Below are 18829 nucleotides of genomic sequence, written 5' to 3'. Positions count from 1 at the left end.
CACAATTGTATATCGCGGCGCTTTGCCCCAGTAATGGTCATGCATGAGCTATCAGTACGGAGCAATGCGTGATGGCAGCCGCAGCGGCAATAAATTCACAAACGTGTGGTATCGCATAATTCATTAAGATGAGCGCGTTAGCTTGGACACAACACTGCGCTGAAAGCGAACACAGAAGCTGTCCTAACCTTACCACACTCTTATCTTAACAAGGCTTGTAGTCTAGTCTTCGACAGCTTAAGTGAGTTTTAATTTCATCGACTTAAGTTATTCGCACAGAAATTCCCCAGCAAAAAATCTAAACGACTGTTTAAAACCTGAGAATAAAAAGCTAGAATCAGATCACATTTTGATGGTCAGACCTGTTGCGGCGCTATGGCGGTGCTAGGTAAAAATCGAGAGATTAGCTTTTCCCTGTGACCGGGAACGATCTGTGGAGAAGGACGACGAATGAGTGATAAACAACAGTTAACCAATGCTCGCGGCGAACGCATCGCCATTGTAGCCGGGTTACGTACGCCGTTTGCGCGCCAAGCAACTGCTTTTCACGGTATGTCGGCGCTGGACTTGGGCAAAATGGTGGTGTCTGAGTTACTGCAGCGTTGCGAATTAGACGCTAAATTGGTGGAGCAACTGGTTTATGGTCAAGTGGTACAAATGCCCGCCGCTCCCAATATTGCCCGCGAAATTGTGCTCGGCACCGGTATGCAAGTCAGCACTGATGCCTACAGCGTGACACGGGCCTGCGCGACCAGTTTTCAATCTACGGTTAACGTTGCCGAAGCGATTATGTGTGGCAATATCGAGATTGGTATTGCCGGCGGCGCGGATTCGTCTTCTTTATTGCCAGTCGGCGTCAGCAAAAAGCTGGCAATTGCGCTGCTGGATCTCAGTAAAGCGCGCAGTTTATCGCAACGTCTGAAAATCATTGGCAGCATTCGCCCGAAAGATTTGTTGCCCGTTCCACCGGCAGTCGCTGAATATTCCACTGGTTTGTCAATGGGACAGACCGCCGAGCAGATGGCGAAAACGCATAATATCAGCCGCGCCGATCAGGATGCTTTGGCACATCGCTCTCATACGCTGGCAAGCAAAAGTTGGAGTGAAGGTAAGCTCGCCCAAGAAGTAATGGTGGCGCATGTACCTCCATACAAGGGCTTTATCGAACGTGACAACAATATTCGCGACAACTCGTCAATTGAATCATACGCCAAACTCAAACCAGTATTTGACCACAAGCACGGCACTGTTACCGCCGCCACCAGTACTCCATTAACCGATGGCGCATCGGCGGTATTGCTGATGAGTGAAGGCAAGGCCAAAGCACTTGGTTATCAGCCGATGGGGTATATCAAAAGTTACGCTTTTACTGCCATTGATGTATGGCAGGATATGCTCATGGGGCCATCCTATGCGACGCCGCTGGCACTCCAACGTGCGGGCATGCAGTTGGAAGATCTGGATTTGATTGAAATGCACGAAGCATTTGCCGCACAAACCCTCGCCAATATTAAGATGTTTGCCTCGAAGAAGTTTGCTCAAGAGCAACTCGGTCAAAGCCGTGCGATAGGCGAAATTGATATGGATAAATTTAATGTACTTGGTGGTTCATTGGCTTACGGCCATCCATTTGCTGCCACAGGTACGCGACTCATTACTCAAGTGTGCAATGAACTTAAACGTCGCGGAGGCGGCACGGCATTGACGACCGCTTGTGCGGCAGGCGGCTTGGGAACGGCGATGATTTTGGAGGTGGAGTAATATGACAACCTCAAATAACACCTTTACGCTGACGCGTCGCGACGACGGTATTGCACTGTTGACCATGGATGTGATTGGCGACAGCATGAATACCCTGAAAGCTGAATTTGTGCCTGAGATGACGGCGTTGTTAGCCGAGATCCGCAACGACAGTAGCATTAAAGGGCTGGTGGTTATTTCCGGTAAAAAGGATTCTTTTGTTGCTGGTGCAGATATCTCCATGCTCGACGCTTGCGATACCAGTGATAAGGCCAGTGAACTCTCTGCAGCTGGGCATAAACTGTTTGCTGAGCTTGAAAATCTGGCGATGCCCGTCGTGGCTGCTATTCACGGGGCTTGTCTCGGCGGCGGTTTAGAACTGGCGCTGGCTTGCCACAAGCGGGTTTGTAGTGATGATGCGAAAACCATGCTCGGTTTGCCGGAAGTGCAGTTAGGCCTCTTGCCTGGTAGCGGCGGTACTCAGCGTTTGCCAAAGCTAATTGGGATTGCCAAAGCGTTAGATCTGATGCTGACTGGCAAGCAACTCAGAGCGAAACAAGCATTAAAGCTCGGTCTCGTTGATGATGTGGTGCCGAACACCATTCTGTTAGAGGCTGCAATTCAGTTGGTACAGTCAGGTAAACGTCGCGCAAAGCGTAAGCAATCTGCGCTGGAGCTGGCGCTGGAAACCAGCCACTTTGGCCGTAATATATTGTTTGAACAAGCGCGCAAACAGGTTGAGGGCAAAACCAAAGGCAATTATCCGGCCCCATTAAGAATTATTGAGGCGGTACGAATTGGTGCCGATGAAGGCATGGCGGCCGGCTTGTCTACCGAAGCGCGTTATTTTGGTGAGTTGGTGATGACGCCAGAGTCTGCGGCACTGCGCTCGATCTTTTTTGCCACCACTGAGATGAAGAAGGAAACGGGTGCTGCGGATGCCACGCCGCGCAAGGTCAGCAAAGCCGTGGTCTTAGGCGGTGGTTTGATGGGCGGTGGCATTGCCTCGGTCACCGTCTCAAAAGCTAAAATTCCGGTGCGCGTCAAAGATATTAGTCAACAAGGGTTATCAAATGCGCTGGCCTATGCCTATAAGCTAATGAGTAAAGGTGTACAGCGCCGTCATATGACGCCGCAGCAGCGTGATAAACAGATGTCACTGATGAGTACCACGGTTGATTATGTGGGCGTAAAAGATGCCGATATTGTTGTGGAGGCAGTGTTTGAAGACCTTAGCCTAAAACATCAAATGGTGCAGGATATCGAACGCGAATGCAGTGAACATACCGTATTTGCATCAAATACTTCATCGCTCCCAATCGGGCAAATTGCCTCGGTGGCGATGCGACCAGAAAACGTCATTGGTTTACATTACTTCTCACCGGTAGAAAAAATGCCGCTGGTAGAGGTTATTGCCCACGAGAAAACCTCGCCAGAAACCATCGCTACGACGGTCGCATTTGCGCGTAAACAGGGCAAAACGCCGATTGTGGTCAAGGATGGCGCCGGTTTTTATGTGAACCGTATTTTGGCGCTGTACATGAATGAAGCGGCGCAGTTACTGCTTGAGGGCAATACGATCGAGGAGCTCGATAGAGCGTTGGTGAAATTTGGTTTCCCCGTTGGTCCTATCACGCTGCTTGATGAAGTTGGCATTGATGTTGGCGCTAAGATTGGGCCGATCTTAGAGTCGGAACTGGGATCACGTTTTCAGGCGCCAGCGGCGTTTGAAAAACTGCTCGTGGATGATCGTAAAGGCCGTAAAAATGGCAAAGGTTTCTACCGTTATGGTAAGCCATCGCTGATGGAGCGCATCAAGCGTCAAGGCAACAAAAAGCAGGTCGATAGTTCAGTGTATAAGGTATTGGGAATTACACCCGGCACGAGTACAGAACATGCTAATTTGGCCGAGCGTTGTGTGGTGCAGATGCTTAACGAAGCCGTGCGTTGTCTGGAAGAGGGGATTATCGAATGTGCCCGTGATGGCGATATTGGCGCCATTTTCGGCATAGGATTTCCGCCGTTTCTTGGTGGGCCATTCCGCTACATCGACAGTTTAGGGGCAGCCAATCTGGTGACGATACTGAAAGGTTACCAACAGCGTTATGGAGAACGTTTTGCGCCAGCTGCCTTACTAGAGTCGATGGCCGCTGAGCAGCGTAAGTTTCACCCATAGCGGATTCAGTCATTAAAAAGGCGCCAATTGCGGCGCCTTTTCTGTTATCGGGTAACCCGCGTTACTGACAAATATCACCGCTAAGATTCTGACTATCACCGCTACCGGTACCAGTGAAGCCAAACTCTACCGTTTGATTCGGTGCGATATTTGCGTTCCAGCTCAAATTGCTGGCAGCGTAGTTATCGCTGAGTGCAGCATTCCATAAATTGCCGACTTGAGAGCCATCGCTGTAGCTCCAATTAACGCGCCAGCCATTTATCATTGAGTCGGAAACATTGGTGATTTTTATCGCTGCCTGAAACCCGCCTTGCCAACGATTGGTCACTTGATATTCACACATGGCGATAGCTGCAGGTGTTTCGGGGTCTGGATTGTCTGAACCATCATCAGGCGTTCCGCCTCCTGTGTTGCTATCATCTCCACCAGTGCTGCCGTCTTCAGCGCCGCCAGAGCCGGTATCAGAACCTGTTCCTCCATTGTCACCAGTGTCACCGCCACTACCAGTGTCGTCACCTGAACCTGGGTCCTTTGCATCGCCATCATCTGTGCCTGTGCCAGAATCGGTATCGCCAGCACCCTCATCTGAGCCGTTATCATTGCTATCTGACGTCAGCTGACATACATCACCGCTAACGGTTGAGGCGTTTCCTGCACCATTAGCAATGAATCCCATCTCAACCGTGCTGTGTGGCGCGATAGTGGCATTCCAGTCGACATCGCTAGCGGTATAAGCGCCGCTGAGGTTCGCGCCCCAGCTTTGGGTAATCACAGTGCCATCACTATAGGTCCAATGCACTTGCCAGCCATTAAGTTGGTTATCGCTGTTGTTAGTAATACGAATGGCGCCTTGAAAACCGCCGCTCCAACTATTGGTAATGACATGCTCACAATTTGCCGCTGCAGCCGCATCGTTACCGCTATTGTCGCCAGGCGGATTTGGCTCTGAACCGCCAGATGATGAGTCGTCACCGTCGTCTGAACTATCCACACTGGTGCCCCAGTTGGCGATGATATCTTTTACTACCGTTCCAGAAGCTGTCAGGTCACTCGCGCTCCAGTTTCCATGTGGATTAACCCCCGGTTTAATAATGGACGCGCCTTCATTTTTATCACTCACCGCCCAATTGAGATGGGTAAGGTTATTGGTTGCAAGAAAGTTGAGCCAATCGTTGATGCTGGCTTGGGCGACGGCACCGTTGCCGTCGGCGTTGACTGCGCCCCACTCAGTGACCATAAGGGCAATACCATTATTCATTGCGGTCAGCGCTTTATTACGCAGTGACTGACCGTGAGTACCAGCGTAAAAGTGCAGGGCATAGGCAATGTTAGTACCGACGATAGGATCTTGCGACGCCACGTCTACATCTTGTGACCACGTAGGGGTACCCACCACAATTAAATTATCTGGGTCGATGGCTCGGATAGCGTTAATCACATCGATAGCATAAGGTTTAATCACATTTGACCAACTGATTTGCAGCGGTTCGTTGTAGATTTCGTAAATGACGTTGTTATGCGTTCCATAGAGCTGCGCCATCTGCGTAAAAAACTGAATAGCAGCTGCTTTTTTGTCTTCAGCGTGGTGTGAATGAAAGTCGATGATGACGTACATATCGTTGGCAATGGCTGCGTCTACTACGGTCTTGATTCGCGCCAGATTGCCGGCGGGATCATCAAGATATGAACCGCCCTCATCTGCACCTAAGGCAACCCGAACAATTGATGTTTTCCAGTCATTTTTTAGCCAAGCAACAACATCTGCATTGTACATCTTCTCCTGTCCCCAGCCGGTATTGCTCCAAAAGAAGCTGTTACCAGCAAAGCTTCTTAGCTCACCGCCACTGAGAATTTGGCCATTTTCAACGGTTAGTGCTGGCACATTGGCATAGGCTGTTGAGGTGCAGGCAATAGAGAATAACGCTGCAGAAACTAACGATTTTTTTAGTTTGAGTGGCATAAGATTTACCTTCCTTAAAGTCCCTTTTAACCGGCTCTATAAGCAGATGCGAAAATTCTGACTAAATGCAGTATAGCGACAAATTTCTTAACAATTGCAGTACAAGCCTAAATGTCGTTGTAAATTTACAATTCGCTGGATTGATTTTTGCGCGTGTAGCGCAATTATGGCGCGATTATGCCAACAGAGAATTTGAATTTTTTATGATGTTTCGCTAACGTTACTGTAATTTCATACAGTATCTCTTCATATGATTCTTTATATTGCAGAAAAGCCAAGTCTCGGGCGAGCTATCGCTGATGTGCTGTCAAAGCCATTAAAAAAACATGATGGTTATCTTGAGGCGGCGAACGGTGATTGTGTCTCTTGGTGTGTTGGCCACTTGTTGGAGCAGGCCGAGCCCGACGCCTATGACGCGCAATATAAATCATGGAAGCTGGAACATTTGCCAATTGTGCCTGAGCAGTGGCAACTCAAGCCCAAAAGCAATACCCGTAGTCAATTGTCGGTGCTGCGAAAATTAGTCGGACAAGCGCAACAATTGGTGCACGCTGGCGATCCTGACCGGGAAGGGCAATTGTTGGTAGATGAAGTTTTGTCCTACCTTAAGGTTAGCCAAGGTAAAATTGCCAATGCGCAACGTTTACTTATCAATGACTTAAATCCAAGTGCAGTCAGCAAAGCCTTAACCCAACTACGCAGTAACCGCGACTTTATACCTCTGTCCACATCCGCTTTAGCGCGCAGCCGTGCCGACTGGCTCTATGGCATGAATATGACCCGGGCTTTTACCTTACAGGGTCGAAAAGTAGGTTACCAAGGCGTACTTTCCGTTGGTCGCGTGCAAACGCCAGTCTTAGGATTGGTGGTACGCCGTGATGAGGAGATTGCTGCATTTCAGCCAAAGCCGTTTTACGAGGTATTTGCACACTTAGTCGAAGATAAGGCGTCAGCAAGTTCACCGTTCTGTGCCAAATGGCAGCCAAGCGAAGCATGCCAAAAATGGCAAGATGCAGATGGACGGGTGTTAGCTAAAGGGCTGGCAGAGAACGTTGCTGGACGTATTACCAATCAGCCTGCCAAGGTCATCAGCGTCGATGAGAAGCAAAAACGGCAGGCCGCGCCATTGCCTTATAACCTGTCATCACTGCAAATCGATTGTAATAAGCGCTTTGGCATGAGTGCCAAAGACGTGCTCGATACGGCGCAGTCACTGTATGAGCGGCACAAGCTGTTGACTTATCCTCGTTCTGACAGTCGCTATTTACCTAAAGCCCAACATAGTGATGCTTCCAAGGTCATTGCTGCAATCAGCCAAGGCGCCGCCGAGTTATTAGATGGGGCCGATGCGCCAAATCCTAAGTTGAAATCCAAAGCGTGGGATGATGCGAAAGTGGATGCGCATCATGCCATCATTCCGACCGAGAAAGTGGCTAATTTGAACACGCTGTCCAGCCGTGAACGCCAGGTTTATTTACAGGTAGCACGGCAGTATTTAGCACAGTTTTATCCGGTATATCTGTATTGGGATACGCAAGTGTTGATTGAGATTGCGGGCGGCAGTTTTACAGCCAGCAGCAAACGAGAACAGCAAGCAGGTTGGAAACAGCTGTTTCGTTCCAGCAGCCGTGAGGAACAGGAAGGCGACGATGAAGACAATGGTCAACTGCCGAAGCTAACACCCGGACAGATACTGCACTGTACTCGTGGCGAGGTCATCGAAAAGATAACGCAAGCGCCCAAGCATTTTACCGATGCAACCCTGTTGGCGGCGATGACGGGCATCAGTCGCTATGTAACAGACAGTGAAATACGCAAGATTTTGAAAGAAACCGATGGTTTGGGGACCGAAGCGACGAGAGCCGGGATTATAGAATTACTGTTCAAACGTGGCTTTTTGCAGCGACAAGGTAAAACGATTTTAGCGACCGATGCCGGTAAAGGACTGATCAACAGTTTACCTTTGTCTGCGACATTGCCGGATATGACGGCCCAGTGGGAGAATCGTCTCGACGCTATTTGCCAGCGCGAAATCAACTACCAGAATTTTATGGCACCGCTACTGCAAAACCTAGAACAGCTGCTGACAGAGGCTTGTCAGCAACTGCCTACCGCACTGGCAGGAGTAAAGACGACTAAGCCTGCGTTTAAAAAACGCCGCTCGACAACGAGAAAGGCCAGTTCCAGCAGATCGCCAGCGATAAAAGCGAGCAAAGATAAAACTACAACGGGGAAAGGTTATCGTCGCAAAGGCAAAAATAATACCGCAGCGGTGTAATGCCACAGCTAGAAAGGACGTCAGAGTGGTCGATGATACGATTAGTGGCGTCGGTATTGGTTGGTTAACATATCATACTGATAACCAAACTGGGCTAATTTACGCTCTAACAGTTGCGGTGTGATATCCAGTTCGTAGTAGAGTTCGTTTCTGTCGCCACAAAATAACCGCAGTTTTTCATTGACGATACCGAGCAATATTTCAGGTGGTAACTGCGATAGCTTATCCATGATCACCTCCTTGGCAGAGTATCCTTTAAGCATAGTCGAGCGCGGCAGAACATCAGCGTCTGCGTAAAAAAAAAGAGCCTGCAAGCAGGCTCAAACGAAGCGACTGTGAAAAAGAAAATAAAACAGAGGCTGGTAACTAACCGAGACAAAGTATCTCAGTTGCTAATTAATTAAATCTGAAGTGAAGTTTAACGATCAGATTAACCTCATTATTTTGTTCTTCACGATATTGCATGACTGAAAGCGCCTATTGCTGCCCTGCTATTTGTAGCCAACTGAGTTGGCGATGGTGAGTTGTCTACACCGTCTGCTGATAAGCCTCAATGGCGAATGACCATTAAACTCACGCCGCTAACTTACCAAAATAAAAAAGATTTTTTCCTGCAGAGAGTGTTAGTTGCTTATGCTTAATTGTTTAGATATTGCGCATTTTTGATTTTTCGGGTGGATCTATGCCAGCATAAAACGCTGTTATCGCGTTTGGAAAGGAGCTCTGGTTTATGGATACTGAATTCATCGATAAGTTTGCCAACCAGCTAGGATTTCCAATTCTTGGCAATGATTTAAGTGAATGGTTAGTGGCGATTGGCGTGTTGTTAGTCAGCATTGTGGTGACCATGTTGGCGAAATGGATCGTCGTCAATCGGCTGGATGCGCTGGCGAAGCGAGTGAAGCTAACCTTCGTCAACGCGCTTGATGCCGCGCTACATAAAACCTACATCATCATTCTATTTTTCCCCTTATTGCTATTTGCTTCTGGTTGGCTCGATCTGCCAGCTGCGGCATCAAAAGGGCTGAATGTAATCGCCACCATCGCATTTTTTCTACAGGTGGGTATTTGGCTATCCGCCGCTGCCTCGACGCTGGTGCAGCATTCTCGCGAGCATGCATTAGAAACCAATGCCGCTGCCGCAACGAGTCTCGCTGCGGTGTCGTTTCTGAGTCGGTTGGTGATTTGGACCATCATTTTGTTACTCACCTTGGACAATATCGGCATCGACGTGACGGCATTGGTTGCGGGGTTAGGTGTCGGTGGTGTGGCGGTTGCACTCGCTATCCAGAATATTCTGGGAGATCTGTTCGCTAGCCTGTCGATCATTATTGATAAGCCATTTGAAATCGGTGATTTCATCGTCGTCGGTGACTATATGGGCGTGGTCGCCAATATTGGATTAAAAACCACCCGTATCAGTAGCTTAGGTGGTGAACAGATAGTGTTTTCCAACAGTGACTTATTGTCTGCCAGAGTACGCAATTATAAGCGTATGCAACAACGGCGAGTGGTCTTTAGTTTTGGCGTGCTGTATCAAACCACAGCCAATCAGCTTGAGATGATCCCGAAAATAGTGCGTCGCATTATTGAAGGTCTTGAAGGTACGACGTTTGATCGGGCCCATTTCTTTAAATTCGGCGATTCGTCATTGGATTTTGAAGTGGTCTACTACGTCAAAAGCGCAGATTACAATATCTACATGGACACGCAACAGAGCATAAATTTAGCCTTGGTACGACAGTTTGCCGAACATGACATAGTGTTTGCCTACCCAACGCGCTCTTTGTATGTAGAGGCGCCAGTGCCGGTATCGTTTGATCAACTGTCGGAAGGGATTCAACCGCAAGCTTCTTGAAGGAACAGCTAACGGCTAGGTGAGCGTTGTACGTCATCACCTGACATTAACGCCCAGCGACATCACTGGGGGTTAATATTTTCTCATGCGCGCGTTAGAGCTTGAGTAAATCCTGTTGATGGAAGTGGATCACTACCATGGGATCCAGCGCTAATGCCTGGTCGAGGAATCTGGTTGGGTCGAGCTTTTGCTCAGCCTGAATCAAGCTGTTGTAACAACCCAGCAGCGGCAACGCCCATTTCGTTTGGTATTGCCATGCTTGAGAAAACTCGTCAAATGCCGCGTGGTATTTAGCTTGCTGGTAGAGAATAACGCCACGGATATAGTGCAGCTCTCGCAGATGGTGACGTCCTTTTTCGATACCTGTGTCCACTATCTCGAGTGCCTGTTGTAGCTTATTCAGCGCCAAAAGGCTGACCGCTTGAAAGTAATACAGCTTATCGAGATAGCCATATTGGCGTTTGGCTTTTTTATAGCTCACCAGCGCCTCTTCGTGGCGTTCTAGTTCGGCGAGGATGTTGCCTTTCAGCATCCGCATATCCGCGATTAACGCAATGCTAGGCTTATGCTTGAGAAACGCATTTGCCGCGTCGAGTGCTTGCGCATACTCGCCCGCTTCAAACAGGGCTTGCACGATGTTAAAGCGTAAATCACGTTCACTGTTTAACTGCGCTGCGCGTCGAAAATCCGCCACTGCCCCGCGGTAGTCTGGCTGTTTTCGCATAAGATATGGCTCTGTGGGCTGCGACTTTGCAGACGCTCGATAAAAATAGAGTTCTGGATCCTTAAGTCCCAATTCTTCGGCACGATTAAGCGCGTTAATAGCCGCAGCGAACTGGCGCGGTTCACTCAGGTAACAGAATTTGCCCTGCAGCAATGCCAGTTGGGCTGACTGTGGGTATTGGGTTAGTGCTTGTTGCAGCTTTTCGCCCGCAGGTTGGAGCTTCCAGTTGCGAATATCGTGCTGAATACTGCGCAAAGTCGTGGCCGGCACTTGCTGAGTGGCGGAATGTGAAGGCCCATTTAAGTCATGACTAGTGTTCGTTGCCCAACAGCTGCTGTTGATGGCGATACTGCACAATAAAATGGCGTAAGGCTTATATTGCATCGGCTTCCCTTCCTAACGTCGTTGCTATCCTGCTAAATAAGCGTCGCCGCACGTTAACCTACTGCGTGAGGAATTGACAGGGAAAGCGCCATACTCATTCATCAGCTGCTTGATTTTTAAACATCCCTTTTGCTCAGTACGCCATGGTTGTTGCCACTGATTTGTCGACCATGCAGCGCAACCTAGCGCAGTAATTTTCGCTCGTCGTTTGCGCGCAAAGGCCGCTGTGATCGCGTTCTCGTTCGGCAACAATGCAAAATTTGCTGGTGCTGTTCATGCTCGGCAAATGCATTTCATACCGCTCTCAATGCAACTCATTTTATCTTCCTGCCCAGCTATTGTATGACAAGTTGAAAGGGCGTTTATTGGACTCGTGAACACAGAAATGTGGCTGATGAATTATCGTCTGGGGGTGTAAATCATGAGCGTTAATCAAACTATTTCACTTGAACAATATGGCCGCCAAACTGCGCGAGTCAGCTCGGTTAACCGTATTAGAATTCTTACGCTGGTGGGGACCATTATTGCGCAGTTTGCCTTGGGCTCTGTATATACCTGGAGCCTGTTCAATGCCGGTTTAGCAGACAAGCTGAATATTCCGGTCGACAACGTGGCGTTCTCTTTCGGTATTTTGAGTTTATCGTTGGCGGTGGCGTCTTCTATCTCAGGCAAGCTGCAGGAGCGCTTTGGCGTTACGCGGGTGACCATTGCCGCTGGGGTGATGATGGGGGCAGCGTTGCTACTGACATCGCATACCAGTAATACCGCGATGTTATACCTCTGTGCAGGATTCCTGCTGGGGTTTGCTGATGGTACCGGCTATCTGATGACGATGTCTAACTGTGTGCGTTGGTTTCCTGAGCGTAAAGGCACCATTTCAGCGTTAGCGATTGGCGCTTACGGTTTAGGCAGTCTTGGCTTTAAATACATTAACTTAGCGCTGCTTGAGCACTCTGGCTTAAGCCAAACCTTCGTGTTTTGGGGTGTCATAGCTGCTGCATTAGTCATCGTCGGCGGCTTGCTGATGACCGATGCTCCGATGCAAAGCAGTAACTCAACGCAAACAAATAGTGATAATGATTTCAGCTTACGTCAGGCGATGAGCCGCCCCCAATTTTGGATGTTAGCTGTCATTTTCCTGACCGTATGTATGAGCGGTTTGTACGTCATTGGTGTCGCAAAAGACATCGGTGAACAATATGCCAATCTGTCATTTGCCATTGCGGCCAATGCCGTGGCGGTGATTGCAATGGCGAATCTCGGCGGGCGTTTAATGCTAGGCGTGCTGTCTGATAAAATCGCGCGCATCCGCGTTGTTTCCATCGCCTTGTTAGCCAGTATCGCCGGTATCGGATTGCTGCTGTTTACTGAGATGACGATGACCAATTTCTATATCGCCTTGGGCTGTATCGCCTTTAGCTTTGGCGGCACCATCACCGTCTATCCATCGTTGGTGAGTGATTTCTTCGGACTTAATAATCTCACCAAAAACTATGGTGCTATCTATCTCGGTTTCGGTATTGGCAGTTTACTCGGATCATTGATTGCCGCCGCATTTGGTGGCTTTGCCGCGACCTTCTATGTGATTTTAGGGCTGTTGGTGTTGTCCTTGCTGATGTCGCTCACCGTGAAAACTCCGCAACTGCACACTCAAGCTGCATAAGTTTTTTGTAAGCCGCAACCTTTGCCCCGCACCCCACTGCGGGGCTTTTTTACAGATGCATTAATTCGCGAAACGCCTTAATACGGCTACGACTGACCGGGATCTGCGGCTCAATATCAAACAGTTTCACCATGTAGGTGCTGTTGTACCACGGGATAATCTCCTGCACCTTGCTGAGGTTTATGCAGTAGGAACGGTGGCTACGAAAGAACTGCTCCGCGGGGAGTTTGTCGATAAATTCGCTGATGGTCATAGTCAGCACAAACTCTTCATCTTTGGTGAACACATGAGTGAGCTTCTCATCGGCTTCGATGTAGTAGATGGCGTCTGTATCGGTTACAAAGATGCGATCGCCTTTGTTAAGGTTCACTTTGGTATTCGCGACAGACACAGTGCTGGCCGTTGCAGTTGCTACCGCAGCAGGCGCAGTAGCGCCTGTATTTGATGTACTTTCTAGCTTGTTGAGTACCCCTTCAATACGACGTTCATTGAAGGGTTTGAGAATGTAATCAAACGCCTCTATTTCAAACGCCTCTGCGGCAAAATCTTTATGTGCTGTGGTAAACACAATAAACGGCTTTACGGCAAATTGATGGATATTGCGCGCCAGTAACATGCCGTCAATTGACGGCACATTGATATCGAGAAACACCACATCGACCTGCTGGGTTTGCAGATATTTAAAGGCGTCGAGCCCATCTTCAAAGGTCTCCACCACATCGATATGGCTATGCTTTTGAATGATGTACTGCAGTTCTTCCAGCGCCAGCGGTTCATCTTCAACAATAATCGCTTTCATGCTTATACCTTATCCTGCGGAATGACAAACGAGACGGAGGTGCCGGGCTTAAGACGTGTGACGATGAGGCCATGACCATACATTAGCTTAACGCGCTCGTGAACGTTCATTAGGCCGATATGATCACTCGGCACTTGGTCGTTATAAAGTCCGTCAATCACTTCTTCATCAATACCTTTGCCAGTATCTAGCACGCTCACCTGAATATCACCGCTAGCTTGCTGTTTAATGGCAATATGCACTTCGCCAGCGCCTTTGAGAGGTTGAATGCCATGCAAAATGGCGTTTTCTACCAGTGGCTGTAATAGCAACGCGGGGATTTTGGGATGCACATCATCGACATCAAAGCTCACCGTTAATTTGCGCCCAAAACGCGCCTTTTCAATGGCAACATAGTCACTCACTTGCGTTAATTCTTCTTGAATATCAATCAGCTCTTCGTTGCGTTTTAAGTTAAACCGCAAAAAGTCGGCTAAGTTGGAAATAAGTTGCCGCGCTTCATCCGGGCGTAAACGAATTAACGAGGAAATGGCGTTGAGGCTATTAAACAAAAAGTGCGGATTAATCTTGTTTTGCAGCGCGGAAAACTCAGCTTTGGCCGCCATCTGTCGCAAGTTATCCATACGCGACACTTCGATTTGCGTAGAAATCACGTGTGATAAGCCAATCGCCATCTCTTTCAGGGAGTCGGTAATGCGGTTTTGGTGAATGTAATAGATTTTGAGTGTGCCTGTGACCTTATCGTTTTCCCGCAGTGGAATAATCAGCAGCGAGTGGAAGTCAGCGTAATCAATGCCGTTATTGATAATGATATCGCCAGTTTCCACCACTTGCCGTGTAACGTTGCTCATACCGCGATAATGCTGCCAATAGTCCTCCTCGGCGTGGCCGACATACGCCAGCACGTTTTGGGTATCGGTGAAGGCCACCGCATCAGCATGGATATGTTCACGAATAATCTGACATATACTGCGCAGTGAACTCCGGTTATTCTCGCGAAAATAGGGCAGGGTCTTATTGGCAATATCGAGCGCGAGCTTGGCTTGCTGACCCGCGATGCGCTCATTTTCGTTATCCAGTGTCTGCACCAACAAGATGATCAAACCGATGCTGATAGTGCCGATAATCATCGGAAAGGCGATTGCGGACACAATATCCCACCCTAGCTGGCGATTATTGGCGAGCAATACAATCAACGACATGGTGAGGATTTCGCACAACATACCGCAGGCAATACCCCAGCTCCAAAGCCGTTCACGACGACAACGATAAAAAAGCCATGTCGACAGCAATCCGGCGGTGATGCTGGAAATTAAACAGGGGATAGAGGTGGGGCCATCAATATCAATCAGATAACGATGCACGCCAGAGATAATGCCGGCAGGAATGCCGACTGCTGGCCCAAACAGTAAGCCGCCAGACACGATGGCAATAATGCGCACGTTGACCAGCGAACCTTCCACCTTGATGCCGGTATAGGTACTGAATACGGCAAACAATACGAACAGTAGCGAAATGAAGGCGAGCTCAAGTGGATGGCGGTTCTGATTTTGAAAAATGCGTTGAAAATGACTGGTGCGGGTAAGAAAGAACAGCGCCATTAGCATTAATGCTGCGCGTTCAAGCACGGCGAGCAGCATCATTAATTGCTCGGAATACACAACCACCTCCATCGCCGCAGGCGAAACCTAAAGCCGCTAGCTATTACGCTGTGGAGCACAGCTAACGTGAGAAATCGTTACAGAGACAGTAGCTTAACATCAAGTTAGCCAACGATAACGCAGTTTCTGCCCTGTTCTTTGGCGCGATAGAGCGCCTTGTCCGCAGCCTTAATAATCTGTTCCGGCTTAGTTTGTTCGGCACTGTATTCTGATACGCCAATACTTACGGTGATTTGTACTTTCTTATGCCGTTGGCTGCCTTTGTTACGTTGTTCTGCTGACGCTGTTTTACGCTTGCTACGGTCGCGCACAACAAATGGCGTATTGGCAATCAATTCTCGTACTTCGTCCAGATAAGCTTTGGCGTCCTCTTTATTCCTAGAACTGAAAATCAGGGTGAACTCTTCACCGCCATAACGAAAAACTTCGCCACCACCACGTACTTCAGCGATCTTACTGGCGACCATCGCCAGTACATCATCACCAACATCGTGGCCGTAGGTATCGTTAAACTTCTTAAAATGGTCGATATCCAACATCGCTAAGGAATAACGACGCGACAGACTGGCCAAACGTTCAAACAGTTTGCGGCGGCCATTAAGGCCAGTAAGTGGATCGCGATAGGCTAAATCATGGGAGGTTTTGATGCCTGTTGCTAAGGCGATAAGCACTGCCGTCGTGCAGAAAATACTGGAGATGTAGGCGATATCTAAGCAATAAAGCGGGATCAAATTGGCTAACATGACGCAAAACAAACCCGCGTGAATCGTTGTTTTATGCCAGAGCAGCAGCGCGAGACTAAGCGTAAGTAGCAGTACTGACAGCAGTAACCCATTGCTGCTGATCAGCAGCCCATCGTAGCTGCGAGGCAGAAAGTATTGGTCGAGCCATTGCAGCAAAGCGGCACCGTTAAGAATGTAGCTGGCAGAGGCAATACCGATTGTCATAGATGCCAGCCCAGCAATCACCACGCTATTGGGGTGGGTGAGTCCGCGCTCAGTAACGCTTTGGTTAAGCAGCATCAATACTGGCAGTCCTATCACCAACAGCGTATACACATAGCGCACTTGTGGCTCATCAATCGGGGCTTGCAGAAAATGGCGAATAAGCCAGTAATTCACCAACGTCAGTGACACACTGATGAGCAGTTGCCGCTTAGCAAATTGCAGCGCCAGCGCCGCCCCAATAATGACCAAAATATAGGGCGACCAGATCAGTGGGGTTATCCATTGCGGCTGAAGTTGCTGGTTAAACAGTGTGGCGACTGTTGCTAACGTAAGCAAAACAAGTGATGGCAATAGGTGAGGAATAATTCGTTGTCGGGTCATGCCGGTAACCAAGTAATACGTCAGCTCCAATGTGCTAACAAATTGAAATGTCAGTGTATCGTATTTGTTCAGGCGGCCATAAGCGCTCACAACTTAAATCTACGCGCCAGCAATCACGAAATTGTATTTTTGTTAACCAAATGGCCAATAATGTCGGCGTTTTGCGTGGTTAAGGCCGAGCAAGCCATCTTAGTGAAGGGGAATTTAACTTGCATGCACAGGCGACATGTTGGATGTTAGCCAATAGGTAATCAGTGATAGGGAATAATCATGAGCGAACAGAAATTGAATTTTGTGGTGCTGACCGGCAGTTTGCGACAAGCCTCTTATAATGCCGCCATCGCCAAGACCTTACCTGAGTTGGCACCCGCCAATGCCAACATCATTGCACTTGGCTCTATAGGTGACTTTCCTCTCTATAATGCCGATGTGCAAGAGCAGGGCATGCCCGTAGTGGTGACAGAAATGGCGGACGCCATTGCAAAGTCAGACGGCCTTATTATTGTGTCTCCCGAATATAACTACTCAGTGCCGGGCGTATTGAAAAACGCCTTGGATTGGATATCACGTTGCAGTCCTCAGCCGATTGCGGGCAAACCTGTGATGATTGCCAGTGCCTCTCCCGGCAACGTCGGTGGCGCTCGTATGCAATATCACTTGCGGCAGATTTTAGTGTTTTTCGATGCGCGGGTGCTGAATAAGCCGGAAGCCATGATTGGTCAGGTTCATAACAAAGTGCAAGAGGGTAAGCTCGTTGATGACGATACCCGCGAGTTTCTTGCTAAGCAGTTATTGTCGTTTACAGTGTTCGCCAGCAAGCCTTAACCTGGGTAGCTGATATGCATAATGAAAAAGGAACGTAGCGCGTTCCTTTTTGCATGTTAAGCGATGGGGATTATTTTATTGACCAGCAGGAGGTTGCCACAGTTCGACTTTATTGCCCTCCGGGTCGATAACCCAGCCAAATTTGCCAAATTCTGACGTTTCCGTTTGATCCATCACATTGCAGCCTTCGGCTTTTAGCGCCGCGAGCAGGGCGTCAAGATCGGCTACCCGATAATTAATCATAAAGGGCGCAGTACTGGGTTTAAAATACTCGCCATCACCCACCATCCAAACAGTACTGCCCGCCATGGGTTGTCCACTACTATCAACCCAGCGAAATGACGTTCCGCCCCATGTCTCTACGTTGATACCGAGATGCTGTTGATACCATTTTCTAAGCAGCTCAGGGTTATTCGCCTTGATAAACACGCCGCCAATGCCAGTGACTCGTTCCATCGTTTCGCTCCTGCCAATGTGTCAGCGGATTAAACGCCGCTGTCCTGAATGTGTTCGATGCCGCAATTGCTCAGCTGCAACGCTATTGTTATACGGAAAAATCACTATATTAGCGACTAAATATTGAACAAGTACGCTATCGGAATAAGGTTGATGATTGGCGCAATGGCTAATGCTTGGCGTTGAAATGAAGCACTATTTGCCGCCTGCCACATCAATAAAACTGCCAGTAACATATGATGCGGCATCCGACAGCAACCAGCTAATGGATTGTGCCACTTCTTCGGCTGTCCCGCCTCGTTGTAATGGGATCTGCGAACTCAGACGTTGGACCCGGCCGGGCTCACCACCATCTGCATGAATATCGGTTTCGATAAAACCAGGTCGTACTGCATTGACGCGAATATTGTGCGGCGCAAGTTCCAGCGATAAGCCTTTTGTTAACGAATCCATGGCGCCTTTGGATGCCGCATAGTCGACATATTCAAAAGGCGCTCCAGTTCTAGCGGCCGCAGACGACACATTGACGATGGCGCCGTAACCCTGATGTTGTTCAATAAAGGCTTTGCTGCAAAGAAAAGCGCTCAGCACATTTGCCTGCATCACCCGCATAAAGCGTTCTGCGCTGATCTCTGTGCAACTCGTCTTGGTAAACAACACGCCGACATTGTTGACTAAGTGAGTGATGGAGCCAAATTCAGCCTTAACGGCGCTGAACATCGCTTTGACTTCAGCTTCTTGCGATACATCGGCTTTGAAAACCATAGCTCGGCCGCCAGTTTGATTGATTTCGTCACACAAACAATGCGCTATCTCGTCATTTTTTAAGTAGTTGATACAGACTTTGTAGTCTTGTTGGGCTAGTAGTTTTGCGCTTGCCGCGCCAATGCCACGACTGGCACCGGTGATAATGACAACCTTATCCAAAGTGAGATCCTGTAAAAATGGGGTTTAACATAAAAATGAGGGTTAGCAAT

14 protein-coding genes are annotated in these 18829 nt (G+C 48.7%); 6 read left to right on the top strand and 8 right to left on the bottom strand.

Translation table 11 applies throughout. The annotated features are described in order from the left end of the window. The first annotated feature begins 450 nt into the window (after window positions 1-450). Window positions 451-1761 (top strand): acetyl-CoA C-acyltransferase FadI, encoded by a 1311-nt coding sequence (fadI, locus tag HR45_RS04565; RefSeq protein ID WP_037440085.1) that lies wholly within the window; start codon window positions 451-453, stop codon window positions 1759-1761. 1 nt (window position 1762) lies between these two features. After that, window positions 1763-3916: a fatty acid oxidation complex subunit alpha FadJ gene (fadJ, locus tag HR45_RS04560; protein ID WP_037440083.1), complete on the top strand. Its 2154-nt coding sequence runs from the start codon at window positions 1763-1765 to the stop codon at window positions 3914-3916. 61 nt (window positions 3917-3977) lie between these two features. Here fadJ and HR45_RS18985 read toward each other — a convergent pair whose 3' ends face one another. Next, on the bottom strand, window positions 3978-5876 hold the full coding sequence (locus tag HR45_RS18985; protein ID WP_052074501.1) for a cellulase family glycosylhydrolase: 1899 nt from the start codon (window positions 5874-5876) through the stop codon (window positions 3978-3980). Between the two features lie 250 nt (window positions 5877-6126). Here HR45_RS18985 and HR45_RS04550 point away from each other — a divergent pair, with 250 nt between their 5' ends. After that, the gene (locus tag HR45_RS04550; protein WP_052074499.1) at window positions 6127-8154 is read left to right on the top strand and encodes a DNA topoisomerase III; all 2028 of its coding nucleotides are present in this window, start codon (window positions 6127-6129) and stop codon (window positions 8152-8154) included. A 41-nt stretch (window positions 8155-8195) separates the two neighbouring features. Here HR45_RS04550 and HR45_RS04545 read toward each other — a convergent pair whose 3' ends face one another. Then, window positions 8196-8384: a DUF4250 domain-containing protein gene (locus tag HR45_RS04545; protein WP_052074497.1), complete on the bottom strand. Its 189-nt coding sequence runs from the start codon at window positions 8382-8384 to the stop codon at window positions 8196-8198. Between the two features lie 500 nt (window positions 8385-8884). Between HR45_RS04545 and HR45_RS04540 the strand changes: the two genes are divergently transcribed. Then, the gene (locus HR45_RS04540; RefSeq protein ID WP_052074494.1) at window positions 8885-10012 is read left to right on the top strand and encodes a mechanosensitive ion channel family protein; all 1128 of its coding nucleotides are present in this window, start codon (window positions 8885-8887) and stop codon (window positions 10010-10012) included. 94 nt (window positions 10013-10106) lie between these two features. On the opposite strand, the gene HR45_RS04535 is transcribed toward HR45_RS04540, so the two are convergent. Further along, entirely contained in the window at window positions 10107-11120 is a 1014-nt protein-coding gene (locus HR45_RS04535) for a tetratricopeptide repeat protein (RefSeq protein WP_037440082.1), read from the bottom strand. Window positions 11121-11541: 421 nt separating this feature from the next. Between HR45_RS04535 and HR45_RS04530 the strand changes: the two genes are divergently transcribed. Further along, window positions 11542-12783 carry an MFS transporter gene (locus HR45_RS04530; RefSeq protein ID WP_081933376.1) on the top strand — a complete coding sequence of 414 codons (1242 nt, stop codon included), beginning with the start codon at window positions 11542-11544 and terminating at the stop codon, window positions 12781-12783. A gap of 49 nt (window positions 12784-12832) precedes the next feature. Here HR45_RS04530 and HR45_RS04525 read toward each other — a convergent pair whose 3' ends face one another. The 3 genes from HR45_RS04525 to HR45_RS18980 all read right to left on the bottom strand — a co-directional run bounded on the left by HR45_RS04525 (window position 12833) and on the right by HR45_RS18980 (window position 16571). Beyond that, entirely contained in the window at window positions 12833-13582 is a 750-nt protein-coding gene (locus tag HR45_RS04525) for a LytR/AlgR family response regulator transcription factor (RefSeq protein ID WP_037440080.1), read from the bottom strand. A 2-nt stretch (window positions 13583-13584) separates the two neighbouring features. Continuing rightward, the gene (locus HR45_RS04520) at window positions 13585-15243 is read right to left on the bottom strand and encodes a LytS/YhcK type 5TM receptor domain-containing protein (RefSeq protein WP_277619567.1); all 1659 of its coding nucleotides are present in this window, start codon (window positions 15241-15243) and stop codon (window positions 13585-13587) included. 104 nt (window positions 15244-15347) lie between these two features. After that, complete coding sequence (locus HR45_RS18980; protein ID WP_156104005.1) at window positions 15348-16571, bottom strand: GGDEF domain-containing protein; 1224 nt, start codon at window positions 16569-16571, stop codon at window positions 15348-15350. A gap of 270 nt (window positions 16572-16841) precedes the next feature. Between HR45_RS18980 and HR45_RS04510 the strand changes: the two genes are divergently transcribed. Continuing rightward, on the top strand, window positions 16842-17396 hold the full coding sequence (locus HR45_RS04510; protein WP_037440078.1) for an NADPH-dependent FMN reductase: 555 nt from the start codon (window positions 16842-16844) through the stop codon (window positions 17394-17396). Window positions 17397-17471: 75 nt separating this feature from the next. Here the strand turns inward: HR45_RS04510 and HR45_RS04505 are convergent, their stop codons facing one another. Both HR45_RS04505 and HR45_RS04500 read right to left on the bottom strand, forming a co-directional pair. Further along, window positions 17472-17852 carry a VOC family protein gene (locus tag HR45_RS04505; protein ID WP_037440076.1) on the bottom strand — a complete coding sequence of 127 codons (381 nt, stop codon included), beginning with the start codon at window positions 17850-17852 and terminating at the stop codon, window positions 17472-17474. Window positions 17853-18047: 195 nt separating this feature from the next. Then, window positions 18048-18779, bottom strand: coding sequence for an SDR family oxidoreductase (locus HR45_RS04500; RefSeq protein WP_037440074.1), 732 nt, complete (start codon window positions 18777-18779; stop codon window positions 18048-18050). Window positions 18780-18829 lie beyond the last annotated feature (50 nt).

Origin of the sequence: Shewanella mangrovi, assembly GCF_000753795.1 — a bacterium.
Lineage (GTDB): Bacteria > Pseudomonadota > Gammaproteobacteria > Enterobacterales > Shewanellaceae > Shewanella > Shewanella mangrovi.
Note: the sequence above shows the minus strand (reverse complement) of the source record. Positions and strands in the feature narration are given on the sequence as shown.

Coding starts and splice junctions, on each gene's coding strand:
- fadI (WP_037440085.1), top strand. CDS start 451: ATGAGTGATAAACAACAGTTAACCAATGCTCGCGGCGAACGCATCGCC.
- fadJ (WP_037440083.1), top strand. CDS start 1,763: ATGACAACCTCAAATAACACCTTTACGCTGACGCGTCGCGACGACGGT.
- HR45_RS18985 (WP_052074501.1), bottom strand. CDS start 5,876: ATGCCACTCAAACTAAAAAAATCGTTAGTTTCTGCAGCGTTATTCTCT.
- HR45_RS04550 (WP_052074499.1), top strand. CDS start 6,127: ATGATTCTTTATATTGCAGAAAAGCCAAGTCTCGGGCGAGCTATCGCT.
- HR45_RS04545 (WP_052074497.1), bottom strand. CDS start 8,384: ATGGATAAGCTATCGCAGTTACCACCTGAAATATTGCTCGGTATCGTC.
- HR45_RS04540 (WP_052074494.1), top strand. CDS start 8,885: ATGGATACTGAATTCATCGATAAGTTTGCCAACCAGCTAGGATTTCCA.
- HR45_RS04535 (WP_037440082.1), bottom strand. CDS start 11,120: ATGCAATATAAGCCTTACGCCATTTTATTGTGCAGTATCGCCATCAAC.
- HR45_RS04530 (WP_081933376.1), top strand. CDS start 11,542: ATGAGCGTTAATCAAACTATTTCACTTGAACAATATGGCCGCCAAACT.
- HR45_RS04525 (WP_037440080.1), bottom strand. CDS start 13,582: ATGAAAGCGATTATTGTTGAAGATGAACCGCTGGCGCTGGAAGAACTG.
- HR45_RS18980 (WP_156104005.1), bottom strand. CDS start 16,571: ATGACCCGACAACGAATTATTCCTCACCTATTGCCATCACTTGTTTTG.
- HR45_RS04510 (WP_037440078.1), top strand. CDS start 16,842: ATGAGCGAACAGAAATTGAATTTTGTGGTGCTGACCGGCAGTTTGCGA.
- HR45_RS04505 (WP_037440076.1), bottom strand. CDS start 17,852: ATGGAACGAGTCACTGGCATTGGCGGCGTGTTTATCAAGGCGAATAAC.